The organism is Pseudomonas sp. R3.Fl (assembly GCF_023516765.1).
In the GTDB taxonomy this organism is placed as follows: Bacteria; Pseudomonadota; Gammaproteobacteria; order Pseudomonadales; family Pseudomonadaceae; genus Pseudomonas; species Pseudomonas citronellolis.
The window spans coordinates 57479-80332 of record NZ_JAMGSO010000001.1; the positions used below are offsets into that span (position 1 = coordinate 57479).

The 22854-nt window shown below is 67.1% G+C and carries 12 protein-coding genes and 1 pseudogene; 11 read left to right on the forward strand and 2 right to left on the reverse strand.

The genetic code is table 11. From position 1 onward, the window contains the following. Positions 1-127 precede the first annotated feature (127 nt). The 6 genes and pseudogenes from M8R19_RS00295 to M8R19_RS00320 form a co-directional block, all read left to right on the forward strand. On the forward strand, positions 128-2164 hold the full coding sequence (locus tag M8R19_RS00295) for a type VI secretion system Vgr family protein (RefSeq protein WP_249916663.1): 2037 nt from the start codon (positions 128-130) through the stop codon (positions 2162-2164). After that, positions 2161-3054, forward strand: coding sequence for a DUF4123 domain-containing protein (locus tag M8R19_RS00300; RefSeq protein WP_249916664.1), 894 nt, complete (start codon positions 2161-2163; stop codon positions 3052-3054). The genes M8R19_RS00295 and M8R19_RS00300 overlap by 4 nt, the downstream gene beginning before the upstream one ends. Then, the gene (locus M8R19_RS00305; protein WP_249916665.1) at positions 3051-6272 is read left to right on the forward strand and encodes a toxin VasX; all 3222 of its coding nucleotides are present in this window, start codon (positions 3051-3053) and stop codon (positions 6270-6272) included. The genes M8R19_RS00300 and M8R19_RS00305 overlap by 4 nt, the downstream gene beginning before the upstream one ends. After that, a complete protein-coding gene (locus M8R19_RS00310; RefSeq protein WP_249916666.1) occupies positions 6269-7216 on the forward strand; it encodes a hypothetical protein in 948 nt (315 codons plus the stop codon). Before M8R19_RS00305 ends, M8R19_RS00310 begins: the two co-directional genes overlap by 4 nt. After that, positions 7213-8172: a hypothetical protein gene (locus M8R19_RS00315; protein WP_249916667.1), complete on the forward strand. Its 960-nt coding sequence runs from the start codon at positions 7213-7215 to the stop codon at positions 8170-8172. The genes M8R19_RS00310 and M8R19_RS00315 overlap by 4 nt, the downstream gene beginning before the upstream one ends. Then, a pseudogene (locus tag M8R19_RS00320) lies at positions 8169-8348 on the forward strand (hypothetical protein); the annotation flags it as partial. The gene M8R19_RS00315 and the pseudogene M8R19_RS00320, both read left to right, overlap by 4 nt. A gap of 321 nt (positions 8349-8669) precedes the next feature. Here the strand turns inward: M8R19_RS00320 and pvdP are convergent. After that, entirely contained in the window at positions 8670-10298 is a 1629-nt protein-coding gene (gene pvdP / locus M8R19_RS00325) for a pyoverdine maturation tyrosinase PvdP (RefSeq protein ID WP_249916668.1), read from the reverse strand. 172 nt (positions 10299-10470) lie between these two features. On the opposite strand from pvdP, the gene pvdM reads away from it, so the two are divergent. The 5 genes from pvdM to M8R19_RS00350 are packed head-to-tail and all read left to right on the forward strand — an operon-like array spanning position 10471 to position 19850. Next, on the forward strand, positions 10471-11817 hold the full coding sequence (pvdM, locus tag M8R19_RS00330) for a pyoverdine-tailoring dipeptidase-like protein PvdM (RefSeq protein WP_249916669.1): 1347 nt from the start codon (positions 10471-10473) through the stop codon (positions 11815-11817). 19 nt (positions 11818-11836) lie between these two features. Next, positions 11837-13117 (forward strand): pyoverdine-tailoring periplasmic protein PvdN, encoded by a 1281-nt coding sequence (gene pvdN / locus M8R19_RS00335; RefSeq protein WP_249916670.1) that lies wholly within the window; start codon positions 11837-11839, stop codon positions 13115-13117. A gap of 27 nt (positions 13118-13144) precedes the next feature. Further along, a complete protein-coding gene (pvdO, locus tag M8R19_RS00340; RefSeq protein WP_249916671.1) occupies positions 13145-13999 on the forward strand; it encodes a dihydropyoverdine dehydrogenase in 855 nt (284 codons plus the stop codon). 40 nt (positions 14000-14039) lie between these two features. Next, positions 14040-15698: a cyclic peptide export ABC transporter gene (locus M8R19_RS00345; RefSeq protein ID WP_249916672.1), complete on the forward strand. Its 1659-nt coding sequence runs from the start codon at positions 14040-14042 to the stop codon at positions 15696-15698. 24 nt (positions 15699-15722) lie between these two features. Then, on the forward strand, positions 15723-19850 hold the full coding sequence (locus M8R19_RS00350) for a non-ribosomal peptide synthetase (protein WP_249916673.1): 4128 nt from the start codon (positions 15723-15725) through the stop codon (positions 19848-19850). Positions 19851-20267: 417 nt separating this feature from the next. On the opposite strand, the gene M8R19_RS00355 is transcribed toward M8R19_RS00350, so the two are convergent. Beyond that, a complete protein-coding gene (locus M8R19_RS00355; RefSeq protein ID WP_249916674.1) occupies positions 20268-22724 on the reverse strand; it encodes a TonB-dependent siderophore receptor in 2457 nt (818 codons plus the stop codon). Between the last annotated feature and the right edge of the window lie 130 nt (positions 22725-22854).

Below are 22854 nucleotides of genomic sequence, written 5' to 3' on the forward strand. Positions count from 1 at the left end.
TTCACACCCAGGCACTGGCACTCCTGCCTTCTTCAGCCGATTCATCCTCCGTTGACGGATACCCCCTACAGGCCTGCCTAGTGCGGACCTGCTGTGATAGCGGCTTCCCTTGGAAAGGAAGCCAGCCATGTTCTCCCCCGCCAACCAGCCCCATTTCAGCCTGAATATCGACGGCCTCGACGGCGACCTGCAGGTGCTCGAATTCCATGGCCGCGAAGCCCTGAACCAGCCCTACCGCTTCGACATCGAGCTGGTCAGCGAACGTCCCGACCTGGACCTGGAAAGCCTGCTGCACAAGGGCGCCTACCTGGACCTGGGGCAGGGCCACGGCATCCATGGCCAGTTGCACCGGGTGGCCCAGGGCGAATCCGGCCAGCGCCTGACCCGCTACCAAGTGAGCCTGGTGCCACGTTTGGCCTACCTCGCGCATCGGCATAACCAGCGCATTTTCCAGCAGCTGACGGTGCCGCAGATCATCACCCAGGTGCTGGAGGAACACGGCATCCTCGCCGATGCCCAGCGCTTCCAGCTCGGCCCCACCGTCTACCCGCCGCGCGACTACTGCACCCAGTACGACGAGAGCGACCTGCACTTCGTCCAGCGCCTGTGCGAAGAGGAAGGCCTCCACTACCACTTCGAGCACGGCCCCGACGGGCACCTGCTGGTGTTCGGCGACGACCAGACGGCCTTCCCCAAGCTGGCCCCGGTGGCCTACCAGCAGGACTCCGGCCTGGTTGCCGACCTGCCGGTGATCAAGCGCTTTGGCCAGCGCCTGGAAACCCGTACCGCCCGCGTCAGCCGCCGCGACTACGACATCGAGAAGCCCAGGCTGCAACTGGAAAGCATGGCCCGCAGCGACAGTCGTCCGGACCTCGAGGACTACGATTACCCCGGCCGCTTCACCGAGCGCGAGCGCGGCAAACTGCTGAGCCAGCGCAGCCTGGAAAGGCACCGCGCCGACTACCGCCAGGCCGAGGGCCGCAGCGACCAGCCGAGCCTGCGCAGCGGCCATTTCCTGCCCCTGCGCGAGCACCCGCGCGATGAGTGGAACGACCTCTGGTTGCTCACCGAAGTGTTGCACGAAGGCAAGCAGCCGCAGGTGCTGGAAGAGTCGGTCACCAGCGACGCCCGCGACGGCAAGGACGACTTCCACCAAGGCTACCGCAACCGTTTCCTCGCCACGCCCTGGGACGTGCCCTACCGCCCGCCGCTGGCGCATCCCAAGCCGCGCGTGCTGGGCAGCCAGACCGCCGTGGTGACGGGGCCGAAGGGCGAGGAAATCCATTGTGACCGCTACGGCAGGGTCAAGGTGCAGTTCCACTGGGACCGCATCGGTGCGGCCGACGACAAGACCAGTTGCTGGCTGCGCGTGGCCTCCAACTGGGCCGGCAAGCAGTACGGCGCCATCGCCATTCCGCGCATCGGCATGGAAGTGCTGGTGACCTTCCTCGAAGGCGACCCGGACCAGCCGCTGATCAGCGGCTGCCTGTACCACGCCGAGCACCTGCCGGCCTACGAGCTGCCGGCGAACAAGACCCGCAGCCTGTTCAAGACGCTCTCCAGCCCCGGCGGCGGTGGCTACAACGAACTGCGCATCGAGGACCGCAAGGGCCAGGAGCAGATCTACCTGCATGCCCAGCGCGACTGGGACGAGAACATCGAGCGCGACCAGAAGATCCGCGTCGGCCACAAACGCCACGACACGGTGGAAGCCAACGCCTACAGCGAGTTCAAGGCCGAGGAACACCGCACCACCCATGGCGACCGCAAGGTCGAGGTGCGCGCCGACGACCACCTGACGGTGGGCAACGACCAGCACCTGAAGCTCGGCAGTGGCCAGTTCATCGAGGCCGGCAACGAAATCCACTACTACGCCGGCGAGAAGGTGACGATCGACGCGGGCCAGGAACTGACGCTCAAGGCCGGCGGCAGCTTCGTCAAGCTCGACCCCGGCGGCGTCACCCTCAGCGGTGCCGAGGTGATGCTCAACAGCGGCGGCAGTCCCGGTGTCGGCACGCCGGCCGCGCCCCTGCTGCCCGGGCCGTTGCAACAGGCGGACCAGGACAAGCCCGGAGCCTTGCTGATCGCCGCGCAGCGCCAGGCCCTGCTGCGCAAGTTGCCGGTGTGCGCCATCTGCGCCCAGGCGGCGGGAGCGCAAGCATGAACGCCGAGGTTCGCTACCTGCCGCCGCTGCCAGTCGGCCTGCCATGGGCCGAAGGGGCCAGCCTGCTGCTGGATGGCGCCAGCCTCGCAGAGCTCCCCCAATGGCTGCGGCAATGGAGCGGGACCACGACCTTCCAGCTCCTCTACACCCAGACGCGATGGGACGAGCTGGTCGATATCTCCCCCTGCCTCGTCCAGCTGAACGGGCCGGACGATGCGTTGCTCGACGCCTTTCTGGCTCAGGGCCAGGGGGATTGGGGCTACCTGCTGTTCGGCCAGGCCCCCTGGCATGAACGGCTCGCCCATCTGCGCTGGCTGCTCAACGTACGCCATCCCCAGGGCGAGGAAATGCTCCTGCGCCTGGCCGATCCGGCGGTAGCCAATGCGCTGCTGGGGCGGGCCGTGGCCAATGGCGATGCCTGCCTGTTCGGCCCATTCGAAACCATCCTCGCCTTCGATGGCGAAACCCGCTCCTGGCTATGTCACCGTCGCCCCGCGGGGCCTGTGCCGGCTCGACAGGACGGCCCGTACCGACTTGACGACGAAGAACTGGAACGCCTGGGCGAAGTGCGCTGGCAACGTGTCGTGGAACAACTGGATGCGCACCTGCGGCAGGCCTTCCCGCACTACGCCGCGGACTGCGACAGGTCGGCGCGCTGCGCCCATTTGCGCGGGTTGGCCGAGCAGGCCCACGCCAGAGGCCTATATAGCGAAGTCGACATTGCCCGCTATGCCAACCTCTTCGGTCTGCTGGGCGAGCAAGCGCTGCAGGACTACCCGGAGATAGCCGCACTGCTCGACACGACGTCCAGCCAAACGCCATCCCGGCGCCTGGAGGCTGCCGCGGACCTCGCCTACGCCATCGTCCTGCAAGCAAGGAGCGCTTCATGATCAGCAACCCCAACCGCCTGCACGGCATGAGCCATGACGACGCCCGCAACCCGATAGCCAGTTGCCCGGCGCGCCAGAACGAGCTGTACGTCGTCCCGGCGCGCTACGCCCTGGCCGAGCACCCCGCCCGCCACGCCAGCCTGCAACCGGCCGTGCGCGCCAGCAGCCACCCCATGGCCCTGCGCCGCCTGCGCGGTGGCTTCCTCTACCTCTGGCATGCGCAGGGGCCGCTGCAACGCTATGCCGTGGCCGCCGACGGGTTGCTGCGGTTACAACCGCTGACGGCCGACGAGAGCGTCCTGCTGCACGGCAGCCAGGCCGGCTTCGCCCTGGACAAGCGCCGCGATGCCTGGCTCCTGTACAGCGAAATCCCCCTCGGCGCAGACGCCTGCGCCCAACTGGCGGAGGCCGGCATTCGCCAGCGGCGCATGCGCCACGTCGCCCTGGGCGAGGTCGCCCTGCGCCTGCAGGCACCGCACTGCCCCCCGCTCGACGCAAGTGAAACGCTGCTGGCCGAACTGATGCCGGAGGTCCGCGAACGCGTTCTGGCCAAGGAGCATGCGCAGAACCGCGAGGCGGACAAACGACGGACCCGGGAACTGGCCGAGCGGATGAACGCCGCCCCCACCCAAGAGAACGTGCGCGCCTATATCCACGCCATGGAGTGGTACAACGCCCGCTCGCAAGCCGCCATGCGCCACCCCCAGGCCGAGCAGGAGGACGCGCCGGGCGCCTGGAGCGCCCAGGTGTGGGAAGTGCCCGCCACCTCGGCGTGGCTGGACAGCGCACGCAGCGAGGCCGGGGAACTGCATGCGGTGCTCGCCGTGCTCGACGACGACCTGGGCGTACTGCGCGACCTCAACCACGAGCAGGAACAGCTGGAAGCCCGCCACGAAGCCTGGATGGCCGACAACAACCTGCGCCAGAACGTCGGCGGCTTCATCCGCAGCCTGGTCCGCGAGGACGGTGGCGAGCTGGCCAGCCTGCTCAATTACCGTTACCGCGAACACGACATCCAGCTCACCCCCGAGCAGGGCGAGCAATTGCTCGCCGCCCAGGCGCCCCTCAAGGCCCTGCTGGACGAAGAGACCCAGGTCAACGTCCACGAGCGCCAGCGCATCGGTCACGCCGCCGCCGACGAGCGCATCGCGGATATCGCCCACCGTCGCGAACAACGCCTGGCGCCGCTGCGCGCCTTCATCCCCGCCGAGTTGCAGCAGCAGGTACAGGACATCGTGCGCGACTACCGCCAGGACAAGGCCAGCCAGCTCGCCGGCGGCCGGGCCAGCGCCAAGGTCGCCGAATACATCGACCTGGAACGCATGGATCGCTGGCTGGACGAGCAGGCCCCGGCGCATTTCCGCCAGGTCGAGGCCCGCCATGCCAGCCTCTATGCCGACCGCCAGGCCTTCCTGCCGCGCCACGACCTGGGCAGTTGGTTCGTCGAGCACGACAACCCGCAGCACCAGTGCTGGCTGGACGAACTGGCCGACGCCTGCCTCAGCGCCCAGTGCCATCGCCGCCAGGGCGTCGAGCAGTTCGGCGACTTCCTGCGCGCCAAGGACGGCGGCGTCTTCCGCTTGCTGTTCCTGGGCTGGAGCCCATCGCTGGAAGCGGCGGTGAACAACACCGCGCGCCTGGGCGAACTGCAGGCGGCGCTCGCCCAGGACAACCTGAGCGCCACCCACGAGGCCCTGACCCACCTGCTCGGCGCCGCGACCGTGCAGGCGCTGCAGCGCCTGGCCAGCGACATCGACGGCTACTGGAGCCTCACCGTGGCCCGCCTGGGCGCCGTGCTGCTGGCGCTGCAGCAGAAGGGCGTCCTGCCGGGGCAGTGGCTGGGCACCCTGCTGGTCACCCGCCTGAGCGCCGGCGCCCCGCTGGTCCGCACCCTGAACAACGGCGTGGCCACCTGGCGCCTGCTCGGCCAGCAGGCGCAACAGCTCGGCCAGTGGGTCAACAACACCGCCCAGGCCATCGGCCAGGGCCGCGCCGCCGGCATCCTGCAAAGCCCCGCGGTGCAGAATAGCGGCGGCTTGCTGCCGCTGGCGGCGCTGCTGGTCAACGCGCTCAATGCCGAGAGCTACCTGGCGCAGGCCCATGCCCTGGAGCGGATGGATACCCGGCGGCGGGCCGAGACCATTTCGGCCACGCTCTATGCGGGAGCGGCATTGGTGGCGGTAGTGCAGAATTGGGTGATCGTAGGGAAGGGCATCGGGGAAATCAGGGCTGCGCCTTTCGGTAATTCTTCCTTCATTGCACCAGCCCTGACGCTGTTTGGTGGATTTGTGGGGGGACTGTCATTCACTGCTGCTCTCGCAGAGTTCATAGCTATGCAGGAGCAATTCGAAACCGCTCAAAGCAAAATTGATCCTTGGGTGGAAATCCGTCGTTTGGCAGTAACAGGCCAGATCGCCGCTTTTGGCACCCAGGCTGCCCTAGGCCTGGGATTGACCAGCATGCGCCTGCTCAACCGGATCGATACCCCCACAGCCATCCGCCGCTTCCGCCTGGGCATGGGGCCGATCAATCTACTACTGCTCGCGCTGGGAGGTGTGTACCTGTACGCCTGGTGGCGGCAATCCACACCGCTGCAGCAGTACCTGGCCAACTGCTGCTGGTCCAAGGCTCGCGCCGGCAATACCGATCCCATTCCCGCCGAGCAGCAGCAACGGGAGTTCGACCAGTTGCTGATACTGCTTTACCAGCCACGCGTCAGCGTGGACAGCAAGTCCCAGCGGGTGCCCGGCTCCCTGGGCGACACCGTCAGCCTGGAAGCCATCCAGCGCCTGACCATCGACTTGCCGGGTGCCGAGCCGTCCAGTGTCGAACTGGAGTTGGGCCTGATTGGCAGTCCCATACCCGACCACTTCCGCATGCTCCGCAGTAACGACCAGCCCAACCTGGATATTGGCGATCTCTGGCTGGAGCGCAGCCAATGCACCTGGATACCGGCGGACCAAGGCCAGGGCCTGCGCCTGAGCGGCGCCTTCCGCCAGGCCCAGGTGCGTCTCTCGCTACGCCTGCGCTACCGCAACCCACTGGTGGATCTGGCCGGCATCACGACCATCGGCGGAAGACAGGGCGTGGCCTATGTTCTGACGGCGGAAAATGCACCTGTCACATTGCGTCCCGGCGAACCCACCCCGGAACTGGACCGTGCGCAAACCTACCGCCTGACTGGTGAGAGCCACCTGCATCCCAAGGAAACTCGATGACACTTCCCCCCGCCGGCAGCCAGAAGAAGGGCCTGTTCTCCCGCGAGGACTACCTGGCGCCACCGGCCATTCCCACCGGCCAGCCCCCAAGGGATGTGCTTAATACCATCTGGCGCAAGAATGAGGTGTTTCTTGATATTGGCGAGTACAGCATTGGCTCAGCGGTAATGATGGCTTGGCCGATTGTACTAATTGGCTTTTTCTTCGTTCCACTGCCTTCTTTTAACGACTCGCTAGATTTACAAGTTGCTCTTGGGTTCGCAATCTTCTGTCTATGCGTATTTCCCATCTTCTTATTGATCTGTGTATTAGCCCAATCTCCTCCGCCTCCCACCCGCTTCAACCGCCAACGCCGCGAAGTCTGCGTACCGCAGAAAGACGGCAGTTACTGGATAGTGCCTTGGGAAACCGTAGTGGCGCAGGCCATTGCCATGGACTCGGTGGGACGCCATGGCAAGACCACCCAAGGCATGCTGGTGGTGGGCTTCAAGAACCCGGACCCGAATGCGAAGGAAGGCGAACGGGACTGCAGCATGGGGTTCAGTTGCGGTGGCGGTACTACGGCGATGTGTCTGTGGGAGTGTATTCGCAGTTATATGGAGATCGGTCCCGAGGCGGTGCCTAAATGCCATTTCGAAGGAGAGAAAACCGGTAGAAGTCTACTGGGTTGGTTCTTGAGCATCATGGGCGATGCCATTCGTTCCCTATTGAAGGGAAACGTCAAGTCCGCGCTCAAGGATGTTTTCTTCACCTTCTTTCTAGGCGCTCCGCTAGGTTTTTATCTACAAGAGCGAAAGCTGATCCCCCCTCCCGACCTGACCGACCCCGCCATAGTCGAATGGTCCAAACCCCTGCCATCCGAACAATGGGCCAAACGCTCCCCTGAGTGGGACGAAGCCATTCGACAATGTGAGGCGGAGTTAGCAGGGAAGGCTGCGACGTGACCTTGCCACCCGCCGGCAGCCAGAAGAAGGGCCTGTTCTCCCGCGAGGACTACCTGGCACCTCCGGCCATTCCCACCGGCCAGCCCCCAAGGGATGTGCTTAATACCATCTGGCGTAAGAACGAAGTTTTTCTCGATATTGGCCAGTACAGCATTGGCTCGTTCGTGATGATGGCCTGGCCGATGTTCTTACTCTTTCTCTGGGGGGCACTGGCATTTAGAGAAACACTGCCTGGTTTCTCCCTCGGCATGACGATCGGTGGCTTGATTATCGTTGGGATTCCCTCGTCTTTCGTGCTTTATAGCTTGACGCAACCTGTCCCTCCTCCCACCCGCTTCAACCGCCAACGCCGCGAAGTCTGTGTACCGCAGAAAGACGGTAGTTACTGGATAGTGCCCTGGGAAACCGTGGTGGCGCAGGCCATTGCCATGGACTCGGTGGGGCGCCATGGCAAGACGACCCAAGGCATGCTGGTGGTGGGCTTCAAGAACCCGGACCCGAATGCGAAGGAAGGCGAACGGGATTGCAGTATGGGATTCAGTTGTGGTGGCGGCACAACGGCGATGCGCTTGTGGGAATGCATGCGCAGCTATATGGAAATAGGGCCGGAAGCGGTGCCGCTGGAAAATGACCTGGAAGGCACACGAAAACTATTGGGAGGGCGGGGAGCCATCTGGGGAAGTATCTGGATGTTCTATGCCGGCATAAAAAAGCACTTGCTCGCCAAGGAGTTCGGTAAAGCACTATGGCTGATATTTACGATTGTCGCCTTCGGGACCCCCTTGGCAGCCATGCTGCAAACCTGGAAGCTGGCGCCGCCTCCCGATCTGACCGACCCCGCCATAGTCGAATGGTCCAAACCCCTGCCATCCGAACAATGGGCCAAACGCTCCCCTGAGTGGGACGAAGCCATTCGACAACGTGAGGCGGAGTTGGCAGGGAAGGCTGCGACGTGACCTTGCCCCCCGCCGGCAGCCAGAAGAAGGGCCTGTTCTCCCGCGAGGACTACCTGGCGCCACCGGCCATTCCCACCGGCCAGCCCCCAAGGGATGTGCTTAATACCATCTGGCGTAAGAACGAGGTGTTTCTTGATATTGGCGAGTACAGCATTGGCTCAGCGGTAATGATAGTGATGCGTTGATACGAGATTTGATAAGTACGGACTCGTCAGCCCATAGGCGCCTTTTGGGCACTGCTCGTCGAAAGCTACAAGGCCAACAAAGGCCGTAACTATCTTGGGTGCAACGATGTTGCAGGCATAGTGGGCAGCATTCTTCTTGCTCCCATGTTCGCCATCCAGAAGTTCACCTACGACATCGCCGCCAATGGCCCGAACGGGTCCGCGAGCGGCTGCGCACCGACGGCCCTACTACCCGATTGATCGATCTGGAGCGAGAGCGGGGTTGGATGTCTGAAACGCGCCACCCTGGCGCGCCAGCGCTTTCCGCCCCGCTCAGCGCTCCGCCAGCTTCAGGTTGCGCGCATACCACGGCCGCCGCGGCGCGCGCTTGAGCCAGCCCTTGCGCTCGTCGTCCTCGGTGAGGATGACGCGCAGCGCCAGTTTCATGGTCTCCACGTCCAGGGTCACGTCGCTGCTGCTCGCCTGCAGGTCGGAGAGGCCGCAGCCGTGGGTGGACGGGCCCAGCCAGGGAGAGTCGATCTCCACCCAGCGGCCGCGGGCGAACCAGGGCATGCCCAGCACCTCGGCGCGGCGCACTTCGCCCGGGTGGAAGCGCTCGTGGGCGCGGAACCAGTCCTCGATGCGGTCGTCGATCCAGCCGTGGAAGCACCAGAACACCGGGTTCACATGGGAGGAGAAGGGGTCGCCGAGGAAGTCGTTCTCGCGCAGGAACCAGCGCGGCGCGAAGTCGGCGTAGTTGCGGTCGGTCATCAGCGGCGCGCCGTTGGACGGGTCGCGCGTCACGCTGGCCCAGCGCATGTGCAGCCAGTCGTGCATGCCCAGCTCCAGCTCCGAGCCGAACTGGCCCAGGGTGAGCTTCGCCAGGTAGGCCGGGTCCTGGTACTGCGATTCCCAGACCTGGAAGTTGCCGTGGTAGGCATCGGCGCTCTTCAGGCCGTGCAGCCACTGGCTGTATTCGTCATCGTCCACCGCCACCCAGGCCGGCGGCACCGAGCAGCCGTCGGCGTTCTCGAAGTAGCGGATGAAGCCGGCGCGGTCGTATTCCAGCGGCACCGCCGGCGGCGGCAGGCGCTGCCAGGACGGCAGGTCCTGCAGCGAGCGGGCCTTGGCCAGCATGCGGCGGTGCATGAAGAGGAAATCGATGCCCGAGGCGTTGCGGTCCTTGTGCCGGCCGCGCGCGTCGCGCTCGGCGTCCAGCGGCCCGGGTTGCCAGCCCACGCCGCGCAGGGCGTTGCGCTGGGCCTCGTCGAGGTGGTGCCACTTGTCCCGCGAGGCGTGCCAGAGCTGGTGGAACAGGCGGTGCTGCGGCGACACCAGCCAGGCCAGCAGCGCCTCGTTGAGCGGCAGGCGCTCGCGGGCCAGGGGAAAGGGCTGCTTCCTGGCGACGAAGCGGCAGTCCTGCTGCGGCAGGGCCAGGTCGCGGTCCAGGCGCTGCAGGCGGCCGCTGAGGGTGCCGTCGCCGGCATTCGCGAAGTTGTCCCACACCTCGTCGAACACGGCGCTGCATTCGTGACTGGGCGTGTTGCCTTCGCCCAGCAGGCGCCAGCGGATGTTCGCCGAGCTGGCGCCGACCAGGTCGCCGAGCACCCGGTAGCGCGGCGGTTCCGTGCCGCGCAGGCGCTCCGGGGTATCCAGCCAGCCGATCAGCCCGCGCCCGCGGGGGCCGCAGTCGAGGATCAACTGCAGGCCTTCGGCGGGCAGGCCCGGCAGCCCCTGCCCGGCATCGAGCAGGCGTAGGTCCCAGATGCCGCGCAGGCGGTCGGCCAGGCGCAGCTCGGCGCCGGCGCTGGTTTCCAGGCTGGCTTCGCCGGGCGTCTCCGGCTCCCGCGCGTCCAGCTCGCGGCGTTGCAGTTCGCGGTAGCCGAAGTAAGCCGCCGTCGGCAACGCCGCCGCCCCCGTCACTGCCAGGGCCGCCATGAAACCGCGTCGAGAAACCGTCATCGTCCGTCCTGTGTCCGTCGCCAAGCAGGCTGTACCGAGGCTAGAACGGTCGGCCCGGCGGCAAATTTAGCGGTGCGCCGGCGCTAAATTTCCGCCCGCACGCCTCGTCCTCCCCCACAGGCGATGCCCTGCCCCGGGCTGCCATCCGACTCCAACGCTGACTGGGACGGCAATGACTAGCACCCGCACGAAAAAGATCCTCTGGCTCACCCTGCCCCTGCTCGTACTGGCCCTCGTGGCGGGCGCCGCGGCCTGGCTGCTGCTGGTCCGCGCCCAACCCTACCCGCGCGAGGTGATGGCCCACGCCGAGGCGCTGCACGAGCGCATCCTGTCCTTCGACAGCCGGGTGACCATACCCCTGGACTTCGGCACCGAAGGCCACGAGGCCGACCGCGACGGCCCCTCGCAGCTGGACCTGGTCAAGGCCGGGCGCGGCCGCCTGTCCGGCGCGGCCCTGGCGATCTTCGGCTGGCCGGAGATGTGGAGCGGCCCCGACGCCCCGCACAAGCCCACGCCGGGCTTCGTCGACGAGGCGCGGCACCAGCAGGAAATCCGCTACAGGATTCTCACCGGCATGGTCCGCGACTTCCCCGAGCGGGTGGGCATCGCCTACACGCCGGAGGATTTCCGCCGCCTGGCCATGGAAGGCAAGTTCGCCATCGTCATGAGCATGCTCAACGCCTACCCGCTGGGTGACGACCTGTCCCAGCTGGACCTGTGGGCGGCCCGCGGCATGCGCATGTTCGGCTTCAACTACGTGGGCAACAACAGCTGGTCCGACTCCTCCCGCCCCCTGCCCTTCTTCAACGATTCCGTCGACGCCCTCGGCGGCCTCTCGCCCCTGGGCAAGCAGGCGGTGCAACGGCTCAACGACCTGGGGGTGATCATCGACGTCTCGCAGATGTCGACCAAGGCCCTGGAGCAGGTCGCCGCCCTCAGCCGCGCGCCCATCGTCGCCTCGCATTCGGCGCCGCGCGCCCTGGTGGACATCCGCCGCAACCTCAGCGACCACGAGATGCAACTGATCAAGGACAGCGGCGGGGTCATCCAGGTGGTCGGCTTCCCGGCCTATCTGCGCCCGCTGAGCAAGCCCACCCTGGAGAAGCTCGACGCCCTGCGCGCGCGCTTCGACCTGCCGCCGCTGGCCGGCCTGGATTTCGCCCTGATGCCCGGCGACCCGGTGATCGCCATCTGGCCGGAGAAGAAGTTCGGCGAATACGCCAGCAGCCTCTACGGCATCCTCGAAGAAGAACCCAAGGCCGGCCTGGCGGACTTCGTCAACGCCATCGACTACACGGTGAAGAAGGTCGGCATCGACCACGTCGGCATCAGCTCCGACTTCAACGACGGCGGCGGCCTGGACGGCTGGAAGGACGAGAGCGAAATCCGCAACGTCACCGCCGAGCTGATCACCCGCGGTTACTCCGATGCCGACATCGCCAAGCTCTGGGGCGGCAACTTCCTGCGCGCATGGGGCGAGGTGCAGAAGCGCGCCAAGCCTCCCGTCGCCACTCGTTGAACCGCGCCAAGGACATTCCATGAACGACCGCCGTACCTTCCTCAAGCAGGCCGGGCTGCTCGCCGCCAGCCTGCCCCTGCTGCAGACTTCCGACCTGGTCCTGGCCGCCACCGCGCCGGCCGGCGAGGACAAGTGGCAGGCCTTGCGCCGGCAATTCGACCTTGCCCCGGACTACCTGCACTTCGCCAACTTCCTGCTGACCTCGCACCCGCGCCCGGTGCAGCAGGCCATAGATGCGCTACGCGCGCGCTTCAACACCAACCCCGGCGAGGCGGTGGACTGGGACCGCGAGGAAGTCTGGAAATACGAGGACGAGACGCGCGCCTGGGCCGGCCGCTACTTCGGCGTCAAGCCGGCGCAGGTGGCCCTCACCGGCAGCACCACCGACGGCCTCGCCGCCATCTACGGCGGCCTGCTGGTGGCGCCGGGCAAGGAAATCCTCACCAGCGTCCACGAGCACTATTCCACCTACACCACCCTGGAATACCGCCACAAGCGCATGGGCACCCAGGTGCGCAAGATTCCCCTGTTCAAGGACCCGCACCGGGCCTCGGCCGACGAAATCCTCGCCAGCATCCGCCGCAACATCCGCCCCGAGACGCGGGTGCTGGGCATGACCTGGGTGCAGTCGGGCAGCGGCGTGAAGCTGCCGGTGCGCGAAATCGGCCAACTGGTGGCCGAGGCCAACCGCAACCGCGATGCCGCCGAGCGGATCATCTACGTGGTCGACGGCGTGCACGGCTTCGGCGTGGAGGACGCGAACTTCGCCGACTTCGGCTGCGACTACTTCATCGCCGGCACCCACAAGTGGCTGTTCGGCCCGCGTGGCACCGGCATCATCATCGCCCGCGAGGAGCAGTTGCAGGACCACCTGGTGCCGAGCATCCCCACCTTCACCCGCGCCGACAACTTCGGCACCCTGATGACCCCCGGCGGCTACCACGCCTTCGAACACCGCCTGGCATTGGGCAAGGCCTTCGAGCTGCACCTGCAGCTGGGCAAGGCCGACGTCCAGGCGCGCATCCACCAGCTCAACGGCTACCTCAAGCAGCGCCTGGCCGAGCACACGAAAGTGCGCCTGGTCACGCCGACCAGTCCGGAACTCTCCTCCGGCTTCACCTTCTTCCGCGTCGACGGCCGCGACTGCGACGCCGTGGCCCGGCACCTGATGGCGCACAAGGTGATCAGCGACGCCGTGGACCGCGACGTCGGCCCGGTGGTACGCCTGGCGCCCAGCCTGCTCAACGACGAGGCGCAGATCGACCGGGTGATGGACATCCTCGCCCCGCAGCTCGCCTGACCCGCTTCCCACTTCACGAGAACCGCCATGCACGCATTACCGCCCCTGGCCCTGGCCACCCTGCTCCTGGCCGCCCCCACCGCTTTCGCCGCCGAGGCGCACAAGCCGGGCGCCGTGTTCAAGGACTGCAAGGACTGCCCCGAGATGGTGGTGCTGCCCGCCGGCAGCTTCACCATGGGCACCCCGGACGACGAGGTGGGCCGCCAGCCGGACGAAGGCCCGCTGCACACCGTGACCTTCGCCCAGCCCTTCGCCATCAGCCGCTACCAGGTCACCGCCGCCGAGCTGGACGCCTACCTGAAGGCCACAGGCGTGCGCCTGGCCGACGGCGACACCCGCCCCGGCCGCGAATGCATCGCCGGCAAGCCGCGCTACCAGCAGGGCCCGCGCCAGCCGGCGGTGTGCGTCGACTACGAGGACGTGAAGCGCTACGCGGCCTGGCTGTCGAAGAAGACCGGCCAGCATTACCGGATGATCAGCGAAGCCGAACGCGAATATGCCGCCCGCGCCGGCAGCGCCGGGCCCTTCCCGTTCCCCTTCGACGAAGGCAAGGACTACAGCATCGCCAAGCACGCCAACACCTACGGCGCCTCGGACGGCTACAACTTCACCTCGCCGGCGGGCAGCTTCCCGCCCAACGCCTTCGGCGTGTACGACATGCACGGCAACGTCTACGAATGGGTCGCCGACTGCTGGCACGACAACTACGACGGCGCGCCCAGCGACGGCAGCGCCTGGATCGACAGCGACTGCAAGCTGGTGCAGATCCGCGGCAACGACTGGGGCGAGGCGCCGATCTTCTCCCGCTCGGGCAACCGCAACAATGCCTACAAGGACGTACGCGGCGACTGGATCGGTTTCCGCGTCGCCCGCGAAATCTGAACCGCCGTCCCACCGAAACAGCGAGGAAATGGGAACCCCTATGACCCAGCCCAAGCCCGGCGCCCTGCGTGAACTACTCGTCCGCCTGCGGCCCTTCCGCGTCCTCATGACCGCCGCCATCGTCCTGGGCATGCTCGGCGGCCTGGCCATCACCCTGCTGCTGGCGCTGATCAACGATGCCCTGCACGCCAGCGGCGGGCTCAGCCAGGGAATGCTGGCCGGCTTCGCCGCGCTGTGCCTGCTGGCCCTGGGCAGTTCCATCGCCTCGGACATCGGCACCAACTATGTCGGCCAGCACGTCATCGCCAGCCTGCGCAAGACCCTCGGCGAGAAGGTGCTGCTGGCGCCCATCGAGCAGATCGAGCGGTTCCGCAGCCACCGCCTGATCCCGATCCTCACCCATGACGTCGACACGGCCAGCAACTTCGCCTTCTGCTTCGCCCCGCTGGCGATCGCCTTCACCGTCACCCTTGGCTGCCTGGGCTACCTGGCCTGGCTGTCGCTGCCGATGTTCGCCCTGACGGTGCTGGCCACCGCACTGGGCACGGCCATCCAGTACGTGGCCCGGACCCGCGGCATCGAAGGCTTCGAGACCGCGCGCAATGCCGAGGACGAACTGCAGCGGCACTATAACGCCATCGTCGGCGGCGCCAAGGAACTGCGCATCCACCGCCTGCGCCGCCAGCGCATGTTCCGCCAGCGCATCGAGCACACCGCCGACCACATCTGCAACACCCACATCCGCGCCATCAATACCTTCGTGGTCGCCAAGGCGCTGGGCTCGACGCTGTTCTTCGTGGTTATCGGCCTGGTGCTCGCCGTGCAGAGCCTCTGGCCGCTGGCCGAACCAGGGGTGCTCAGCGGCTTCGTGCTGGTGCTGCTGTACATGAAGGGGCCGCTGGAGTACCTGGTGGCCACGCTGCCGGTAATCAGCCGGGCGAACATCGCCTTCCGTCGCATCGCTGACCTGGCCGAGCAGTTCTCCTCGCCCGAGCCGCACCTGCTGCTCAACGACGCCGAACAGCGCCCGCAGGCGGTACACAGCCTGGAGCTGCGTGACGTGTACTACGGCTTCCCGCCGGTGGACAGCCAGCCGCCGTTCACCCTGGGCCCGGTGAACCTGTCGATTCGCGAGGGCGACATCGTCTTCATCGTCGGCGAGAACGGCGGCGGCAAGACCACCCTGATCAAGCTACTGCTGGGCCTGTACGCGCCGCAGCACGGCGAGATCGTGCTCAACGGCCGGTCGGTGGAGGCGCACGAGCGCGATGACTACCGCCAGCTGTTCAGCACCATCTTCGCCGACTACTACCTGTTCGACGAGCTGCTGCAGGCCGACCCCCAGGCTGCGCAGGCCGCCGGGCGCTACCTGGAGCGCCTGGAGATCGCACACAAGGTGAGCATCCGCGACGGCGCTTTCAGCACCACCGACCTGTCCACCGGCCAACGCAAGCGCCTGGCTCTGCTCAACGCCTGGCTGGAGGAACGCCCGGTGCTGGTGTTCGACGAATGGGCCGCGGACCAGGACCCGATGTTCCGCCGAATCTTCTACACCGAGCTGTTGCCGGAACTGAAGGCGCTGGGCAAGACCATCATTGTCATCTCTCACGACGACCGTTACTTCGATGTCGCCGACCAGTTGGTGCGCATGGAATATGGCCGCGTGGCCAGCCAGCGCGTCGCCGCGACCACCGAATGACCTGCCTGCGATAGCGAGCCCCCGATGAACGACACCCTCGACCTCGACGACGACCTGCTGGCCCTGCTGCTGCACGAGGACGCCGACGACACGCAGCGCATCGCCCGCCGTGGCCTTGCCCAGGCGCCGCTGACCTTCGCCCAACGGCGTATCTGGATGCAACAGCAACTCGACCCGGACAGCCCGGCCTACAACCTGCCGCGGGCCCTGCGCCTGCGCGGCCCGCTCGACCGCGAGGCACTGGAGCGCGCGCTGAACGCCCTGCTGCAACGTCACGACGTGCTGCGCAGCCGCTACAGCGAGGAAGACGGCGAGCCGGTCCAGTGCCTGTGCCCCGAGTTCCGCCTGGCGCTGCCGCTGGAGGACCTCACCGCGCTGCCGGCCGACTGGCGCGCGGGCGCGCTCGCCGAGCGCATCGGCAAGGACGCCAACACTCCCTTTGACCTGGCCGCGGCGCCTCCGATCCGTAGCCGTCTGCTGCGCCTGGACGCGACCGAGCACGTGCTGTTGCTGAACATGCATCACATCCTCTCCGACGGCTGGTCCAACGAGATCATCGTCGCTGACCTGATCCAGGCCTATACCCAGGCCAGCGCCGGGCAGCCGCAGGCGCTACGCCGGCCGGAGATTCAGTACGCCGACTACGCCGCCTGGCAGCGCCAGGACTACCCGGCCAGCCCCACCTGCCGCGCCAGCCAGGAGTACTGGCGCGCCTATCTGCAGGGCCTGGAGAGCAACCTCGACCTGCCCACCGATTTCCCCCGTGCCCGCGCCCGCGGCGCCGCCGCCGGCCGCGTCGCCCTGCGCCTGTCGGCGGCGCAGCTGCAGGGGTTCAGGCGCTTCTGCCAAGAACAGGGCCTGCCGCCCTTCGTGCTCGCCCTCGGCGCCTGGCAACTGCTGCTGTCACGGCACTGTGGCCAGCAAGACTTCTGCATCGGCGTGCCCGGCGCCACCCGCGGCCGCGAGGAGCTGCAGGAACTGGTCGGCTACTTCGTCAGCACCCAGGTGTACCGCGCGCGCGTCGATCCATGTATGCCGGTGCGCGACTTCCTGCAGCGCCTGCGCGCGGAGTCCATGGCCTGCCTGGAGCACGCGGAATGCCCGCTGGAACTGGCCCTTGACGACCGCCAGCTGAAACTGGTCAACGCCCACCCGGTGCTGTTCGACTGGCGCGTGGCGCGCCCCGGGCGCGACCACCTGTACCTGGGCGAACTGGAGGTGGAGCTGCTGGGCACCAGTGCCGACGAGGCCAAGTTCGACCTGTCGCTGGACGTCGACTACGCCGACGACGGCCTGGAAGCTGTGTTCGAATACCGCCGCGAACTATTCTGCGCCGGACGCATCGAGCGCCTGGCCGAGCACTGGGGCAACCTGCTGCAGAGCATTGCCGAACGGCCGCTGGCGCCTTGCGGCGAACTGCACTTCCTGTCCGCGGCGAACTGGCAGCGCACCCTGCTAGCCGCGGCGCGCAACCAGGATCAGCACCCCTATGACGACTGCGTGCAGCGCCTGTTCGAACGCCAGGCGCGGCGCACGCCGAACGCTCCGGCGCTGATCTGCGGCACGCAGCGGCTCGACTACGCCGAGCTGAACCGTCAGGCCAACCGCCTGGCGCACCGCCTGATAACCTGCGGGGTCGGCCCCGAGGTGACGGTGGGCATCGCCGTGGAGCGCTCGGCGGAAATGATCGTCGGCCTGCTGGCGGTGCTCAAGGCTGGCGGCGCCTACGTACCGCTGGACCCGGAATACCCCGCCGAACGCCTGGGCTGGATGATTGAGGACAGCGACCTGAAGCTCATTCTCAGCCAACGCCACCTGCTACCGCGCTTGCCGCTGCCGGAGACGCTGGCGGTGGTGCTGGTGGACGAGGAACTCTCCGACGCCCTCGCCGAGCACGACCCTCCGTGCCGGGTGCTGCCGGCCAACCTCGCCTACCTGATGTTCACCTCCGGCTCCACCGGCCGGCCCAAGGGCGTGGCCATCGACCAGCAATCGCTGGCGCGGCACGCCCAGGTGGCCCGCGAGTTCCTCGACGTGACCGCCGAGGATCGCGTGCTGCAGTTCGCCACCTTCAACTTCGATGCCTTCGTCGAGCAGCTCTACCCGGCGCTCACCTGCGGCGCCTGCGTGGTGCTGCGCGGCAACGAACTGTGGGACAGCGAGCGCTTCCACGCCGAACTGCTGGACAAGCGCATCAGCATCGTCGATCTCACCACCGCCTACTGGAACCTGCTGGTCAACGACTTCTCCAGCGGCGGCCCGCGTGACTATGGGCGCCTGCGCCGGGTCAACGTCGGCGGAGAGGCGATGCCGGCCGAGTCGCTACAGGCCTGGCGCAAGGCCGGCCTGGGCCACGTCACCCTGCTCAACACCTATGGCCCAACCGAGGCCACCGTCAGCGCCACCCTGTTCGACTGCACCGAGCTGGCCGGCGGCGAGGCGCCGCGCATTCCCATCGGCCGCGCCCTGCCGGCGCGCGCGCTGTACGTGCTGGACAACGCCGGCCAGGCCGCCGCGCCGGGCGTGGTGGGTGAGCTGATGATCGCCGGCGACCTGCTGGCGCGCGGTTACTGCAAGCGCCCGGCGCTGACCGCCGAACGCTTCCTCCCCGACCCCTTCTCCAAGCACGGTGGGCGCATGTACCGCAGCGGCGACCTGGCCTCCCAGGACACCTGCGGCGTGCTCGAGTACGTCGGACGCATCGACCACCAGGTGAAGATCCGTGGCTTCCGCGTCGAGCTGGGCGAGATCGAGGCCTGCCTGCAGGAGGACCCGCGCCTGCGCGCGGCACTGGTGGTCGCCAACCAGGCAGCCAGCGGCGCGCAACTGGCCGCCTACGTGGTGGCCGAGCCGGAGCACGACGCCGACACGCTCAAGGCGCAGCTGCGCGAACACCTGCGCGAGCGCCTGCCGGCGTACATGCAGCCGGCTTTCCTCTGCGTGCTGGAACGTTTCCCTCTCTCGCCCAACGGCAAGATCGACCGCAAGGCCCTGCCGGCGCCCGGCAACGACGAGCTGGAACGCAGCCAAGTGGTGCCGCGCTCGACCCTCGAGCGCGAGGTTGCCGGCCTTTGGGCGCAGACACTTGGGCTGGAGCGCATCAGCGTGGAAGACAATTTCTTCGAGCTGGGCGGCCACTCCATCCTCGCCCTGCAACTGCTGGCCAGCCTCAAGCGCCAGTTATCGATCAAGGTGGCGCTGGCCGAGCTGCTGGCCAACCCCAGCGTGGCGCAGCTGTGCGCTTTCATCGCCAACCGCGAGGCCGGCAAGGGCCAGTGCCTGGTGTCGCTGAACGCCGCGCCGGCCTCGGCGCCTCAGTTGTTCTGCCTGCACCCCAGCGGCGGCGTGGTGTTCTGCTACCAGCCGCTGGCCCGGCGTCTTAAGGACGAGGTGCGGGTGCGCGGTCTGATGTACCAGGGCTACGCCGGCAGCGACGGCCAGCGCCAGAGCTGGGCGGAGATGGTCGAAGACTATTGCCGGCGGATCCGCGAAGCGCAGCCGCAGGGGCCCTATCACCTGCTCGGCTGGTCCCTCGGCGGGCCCATCGCCATGGACATCGCCGCGCGCCTGGAAGCCCAGGGCGAGCATGTGGCCTTCCTCGGTCTGATCGACGGCAGCGTCCACGCCCGCGACTACCCGCGCGACCTGGTGCGGCGCAACCCCGGCGACGACGGCGAGATCCGCCCCGGCCAGCAGAGCGAACTGGAGCGCGCCGCGGAGTTCTTCGGCCTGCTCTACCCGCACCTGGCCGAGCGCACCCGGCAATTCCTCCGCGAGCACCCCGCGGCCGAGATGAAGGCCTTCCACCAATGGGCCGCCGGGCTAACCAGCGGCACCGGGGAGGACGACCTGGCAGCGGCCCTGGAGGGCATCAAGGAAGAGATCATGGCCTCCAACGCCTACGACATCCACGACCAGTTGGTGGCCAGCTTCGAGGACTTCCACCTGCCGCGCCTGGCGGTCCGGCCCAGTTGCTGGTGGTCCACCGACCACAAGTCGGCGCAGGAGATATCCTTCCTCGAGGGCCTGATCGGAGGCTGCAACCACGAGGGCCGCCTGGCCCTGTCGGTCCACTCGCCGCTGCCCCATGCCAGCATGGTGTTCCACGCCGAGCTGGTGGAGTCGGTGCGCGAGGCGCTGCTCCGCCAATAACACCTGCCTTGCGCGGCGAGGGTGATTACCCTGCAGCTCGTGCGCGGTTGACGCCCAGCCCCCTCCTCTCCCGCCACAGGAAAGGGGCTGGAGTCCGACGCGGGGCAATCCGCTTCGCGAACCACTCGTCCCTGCCGGGCGAGCAAGGTGGCAGGGACGGATGGCCGCGGGCTTCACAGGTCAAGAGAGCCTCCCCGAGCCTCGCGGTTACAGCGGCCTCCATGCCCTCTCCCGAAAGGTTTCCGGACCAAGCAGCCACCAGGAGGCAGCCTCGCGAGCAAGCCCGCGCCTGCTGAGCTGGATGAGCGAGGCTTTCGGGGCGGTGCTGCCAGCGCCCATGAAAAAGCCCCCGCGAGGGCCGGCATCATCCGGTCTCTGCGGGGGCTTGCCCGGGGAAGGGCGGGTTGGCGGTGCGGCTCAGAGTTCCGGCGTGTATTTCACGCTGAACATCACGTTGCGCGGGTCGCCGTAGTAGTTGTTGTAGTCGATGGTGTTGTACGCGGGCACGTAGTATTTCTTGTCGAACAGGTTGTTCATGTTCGCTGCCACCGTGATCTCGTCGCTCAGCTTGTACGCAACCCGCGCATCCCAGATGGCGTAGCCGGGCAGGTCGAACTTGTGGTCGTACGAGGTGGTGCCGCTGACCGCGGTGGTGCCCAGGCCCAGGGACACGCGGTTCCAGTCACCCGGCAGGGTGTAGTCGCCCCACAGCTTGAGCTGGTGCTTGGGCGTCCAGGTACTGAACACCTTGTCCTTGTAGTCGTTGTCCTTGAGGTACTTGGTGGTGTTGTAGACGTAGCCGGCCATCAGCTGCAGTCCGGTCAGCACCTCGCCGCTGATCTGCGCTTCCAGGCCCTGGCTGCGCACCTTGCCCGAGGGCTTGGAGCAGTACCAACCGTCACAGTCCATCGGTCCGCTGAGGTCGAGCACCGCGCGATTTTCCTGATCGTAGCGGAACAGCGCCACCGAAGTGTTGACCGCGCCATCGAGCAGTTCGCCTTTCAGGCCCAGCTCATAGTTGGTACCGGTGATCGGCTCAACGATGGAGCCGGAGGCGGTGCGACTGGTCTGCGGCTGGAACACGTCGGTGTAGCTGGCGTAGACCGACCACTGCGGGTCCAGCTCGTAGACCAGGCCGGCATAGGGCGAGACCTTGCCGGTACTGGTGGTGGTGGATTCGCTGCGCCCGGTGTGGGCGAAGGTTTCGGCGCCGTAGGTGTAGTCGTACCAGCTGGTGCGTGCGCCAAGGATCAGCTTCAGCGGGTCGGTCAGGTTGATCGACCAGCGGCTATAGAAGCCCTTCTGCTCCACGTCGTAGTCAGTCAGACGGCCCAAGCCGCGGCTGGCGAGGTCATAGATGTCCGGCATCGGCCGGTGGTGGTCGACGTTGGAGGAGTCGGCGCCGAAAGTGGGGGCACGTGCCCAGCGGTCATCGGTCTTGATCCGCGAGTAGTTGGCGCCCAGAAGAAAGGTCTGCTCGAAGCCCAAGCCGGTGAACTGGCCGTCCAGATACAGATCCAGGCCCTTGCTGTGAGTAGTGAAGTCGGTGCTCCAGTCGATGTAGGTGTTGTCGGTGGAGCCATCGGTGGGCAGCGCGTCCCACAGCGCCTGGTAGGTAGCGCCGTTGTGCTCGCTCATGTACACGCTGGAACCCTTGATGCGCCAGTCGTCGTTGAGCCGGTAGGTGGCGTCGAGGAAGACGCTGGTCTGGTCGTTGTCCGAACGGTTCCAATCGGCGCCGACGTAGGTGGAGCGCGACCAGTCGGGGTTCCCACCATCGGCGTAGCGCGGCAGGCCGAGCATCGGCGGACGCGAATGGCCCTTCTGGTTGGCCACACCCACCCCGACGGTGAAGTCCGGGGTGAAATCGTAGTCGACGGCGCCGTAAACGGTCTGGTTCCAGCCGCGCACATAGTCGATGAACGAGTCGCTGTCGTTGTAGCTGACCACGGTACGGCCACGCAGGGTGCCGCTCTCGTTCAGCGGACCGCCGGCGTCCAGCTGCATGCCGTAGCGGTCCCAGGAGCCGGCCTTGCCGGTCAGGCTGACGGTGGCCTTCTGCTGGCCGCGCTTGCGCACGAGGTTCAGCGCCCCGCCCGGGCTGTCGCCGCCCTGCAGCAACGCCGCCGGGCCGCGCAGCACTTCGGCGCGGTCGTAGAAACTCAGGTCCTCGGTCAGGTAGCTGCCCAGGGAATAGGTGTTGCGCGGGATAGGCACGCCATCGTACTGGATGGTGTCGATGCTGAAGCCGCGGGAAAAGATGAACAGGCCCGAGCCGGGCGACTTGGTGGCGGTCAGGCCGGGGGTGCGGTTGACCAGGTCGGAGATGGTTTCGGTGTTCTGGTCATCCATCTGCTTGCGGGTCACCACCGTCACCGACTGCGGGATGTCCTTCAGGCGCTGCACGCCCTTGCCCAGGGACACCGCGCCAGAGGTATAGGAGTTGCTGCCCTCGGTGGTGGCGTTGAGCGTACTGGAACGGATGGTGGTGGCGCCCAGGTCCAGTCTGTCGGCGCCGGGGCGGGTGAGGATCAGCATGTCGCCCTGGAAGTGGTAGCTGATGCTGCTGTGCCCCCCCAGCAGCCGCGACAGTGCCTCGTCGACGCCCATACGGCCCTTGACCGTGCCGCTGCGCAGGCCTTCCAGGTCGACGGCGTTGTAGATCACCTGGGTGTTGCTCTGCTCGCCGAACTGCTGCAGCGCCTGGCGCAGTGGCTGCGCGGAGATGTCGAAGTTGATGTCGGCGGCCCACACCTGCGCCGACAGCGGTACCAGGCAGGCCATACCTAGGCCTGCGACGTGCCCGCGGGCACCGACGGCCCTGGCGGTGATCAGGGCCCTGAACAAGGGTTTCAATTGATTGACTGCTGGCATTTGCATTCTCTGCTTGTCGTTGTAGCCGAAGGTAGGTCGCACCTTCGCCCCCCTTTGATCCGTGACCACCCCGCGTGCCTGTGCAAGCGGATCCCCCGGACACGGCAGGACGTGCCGCCCGCGCCCTGGG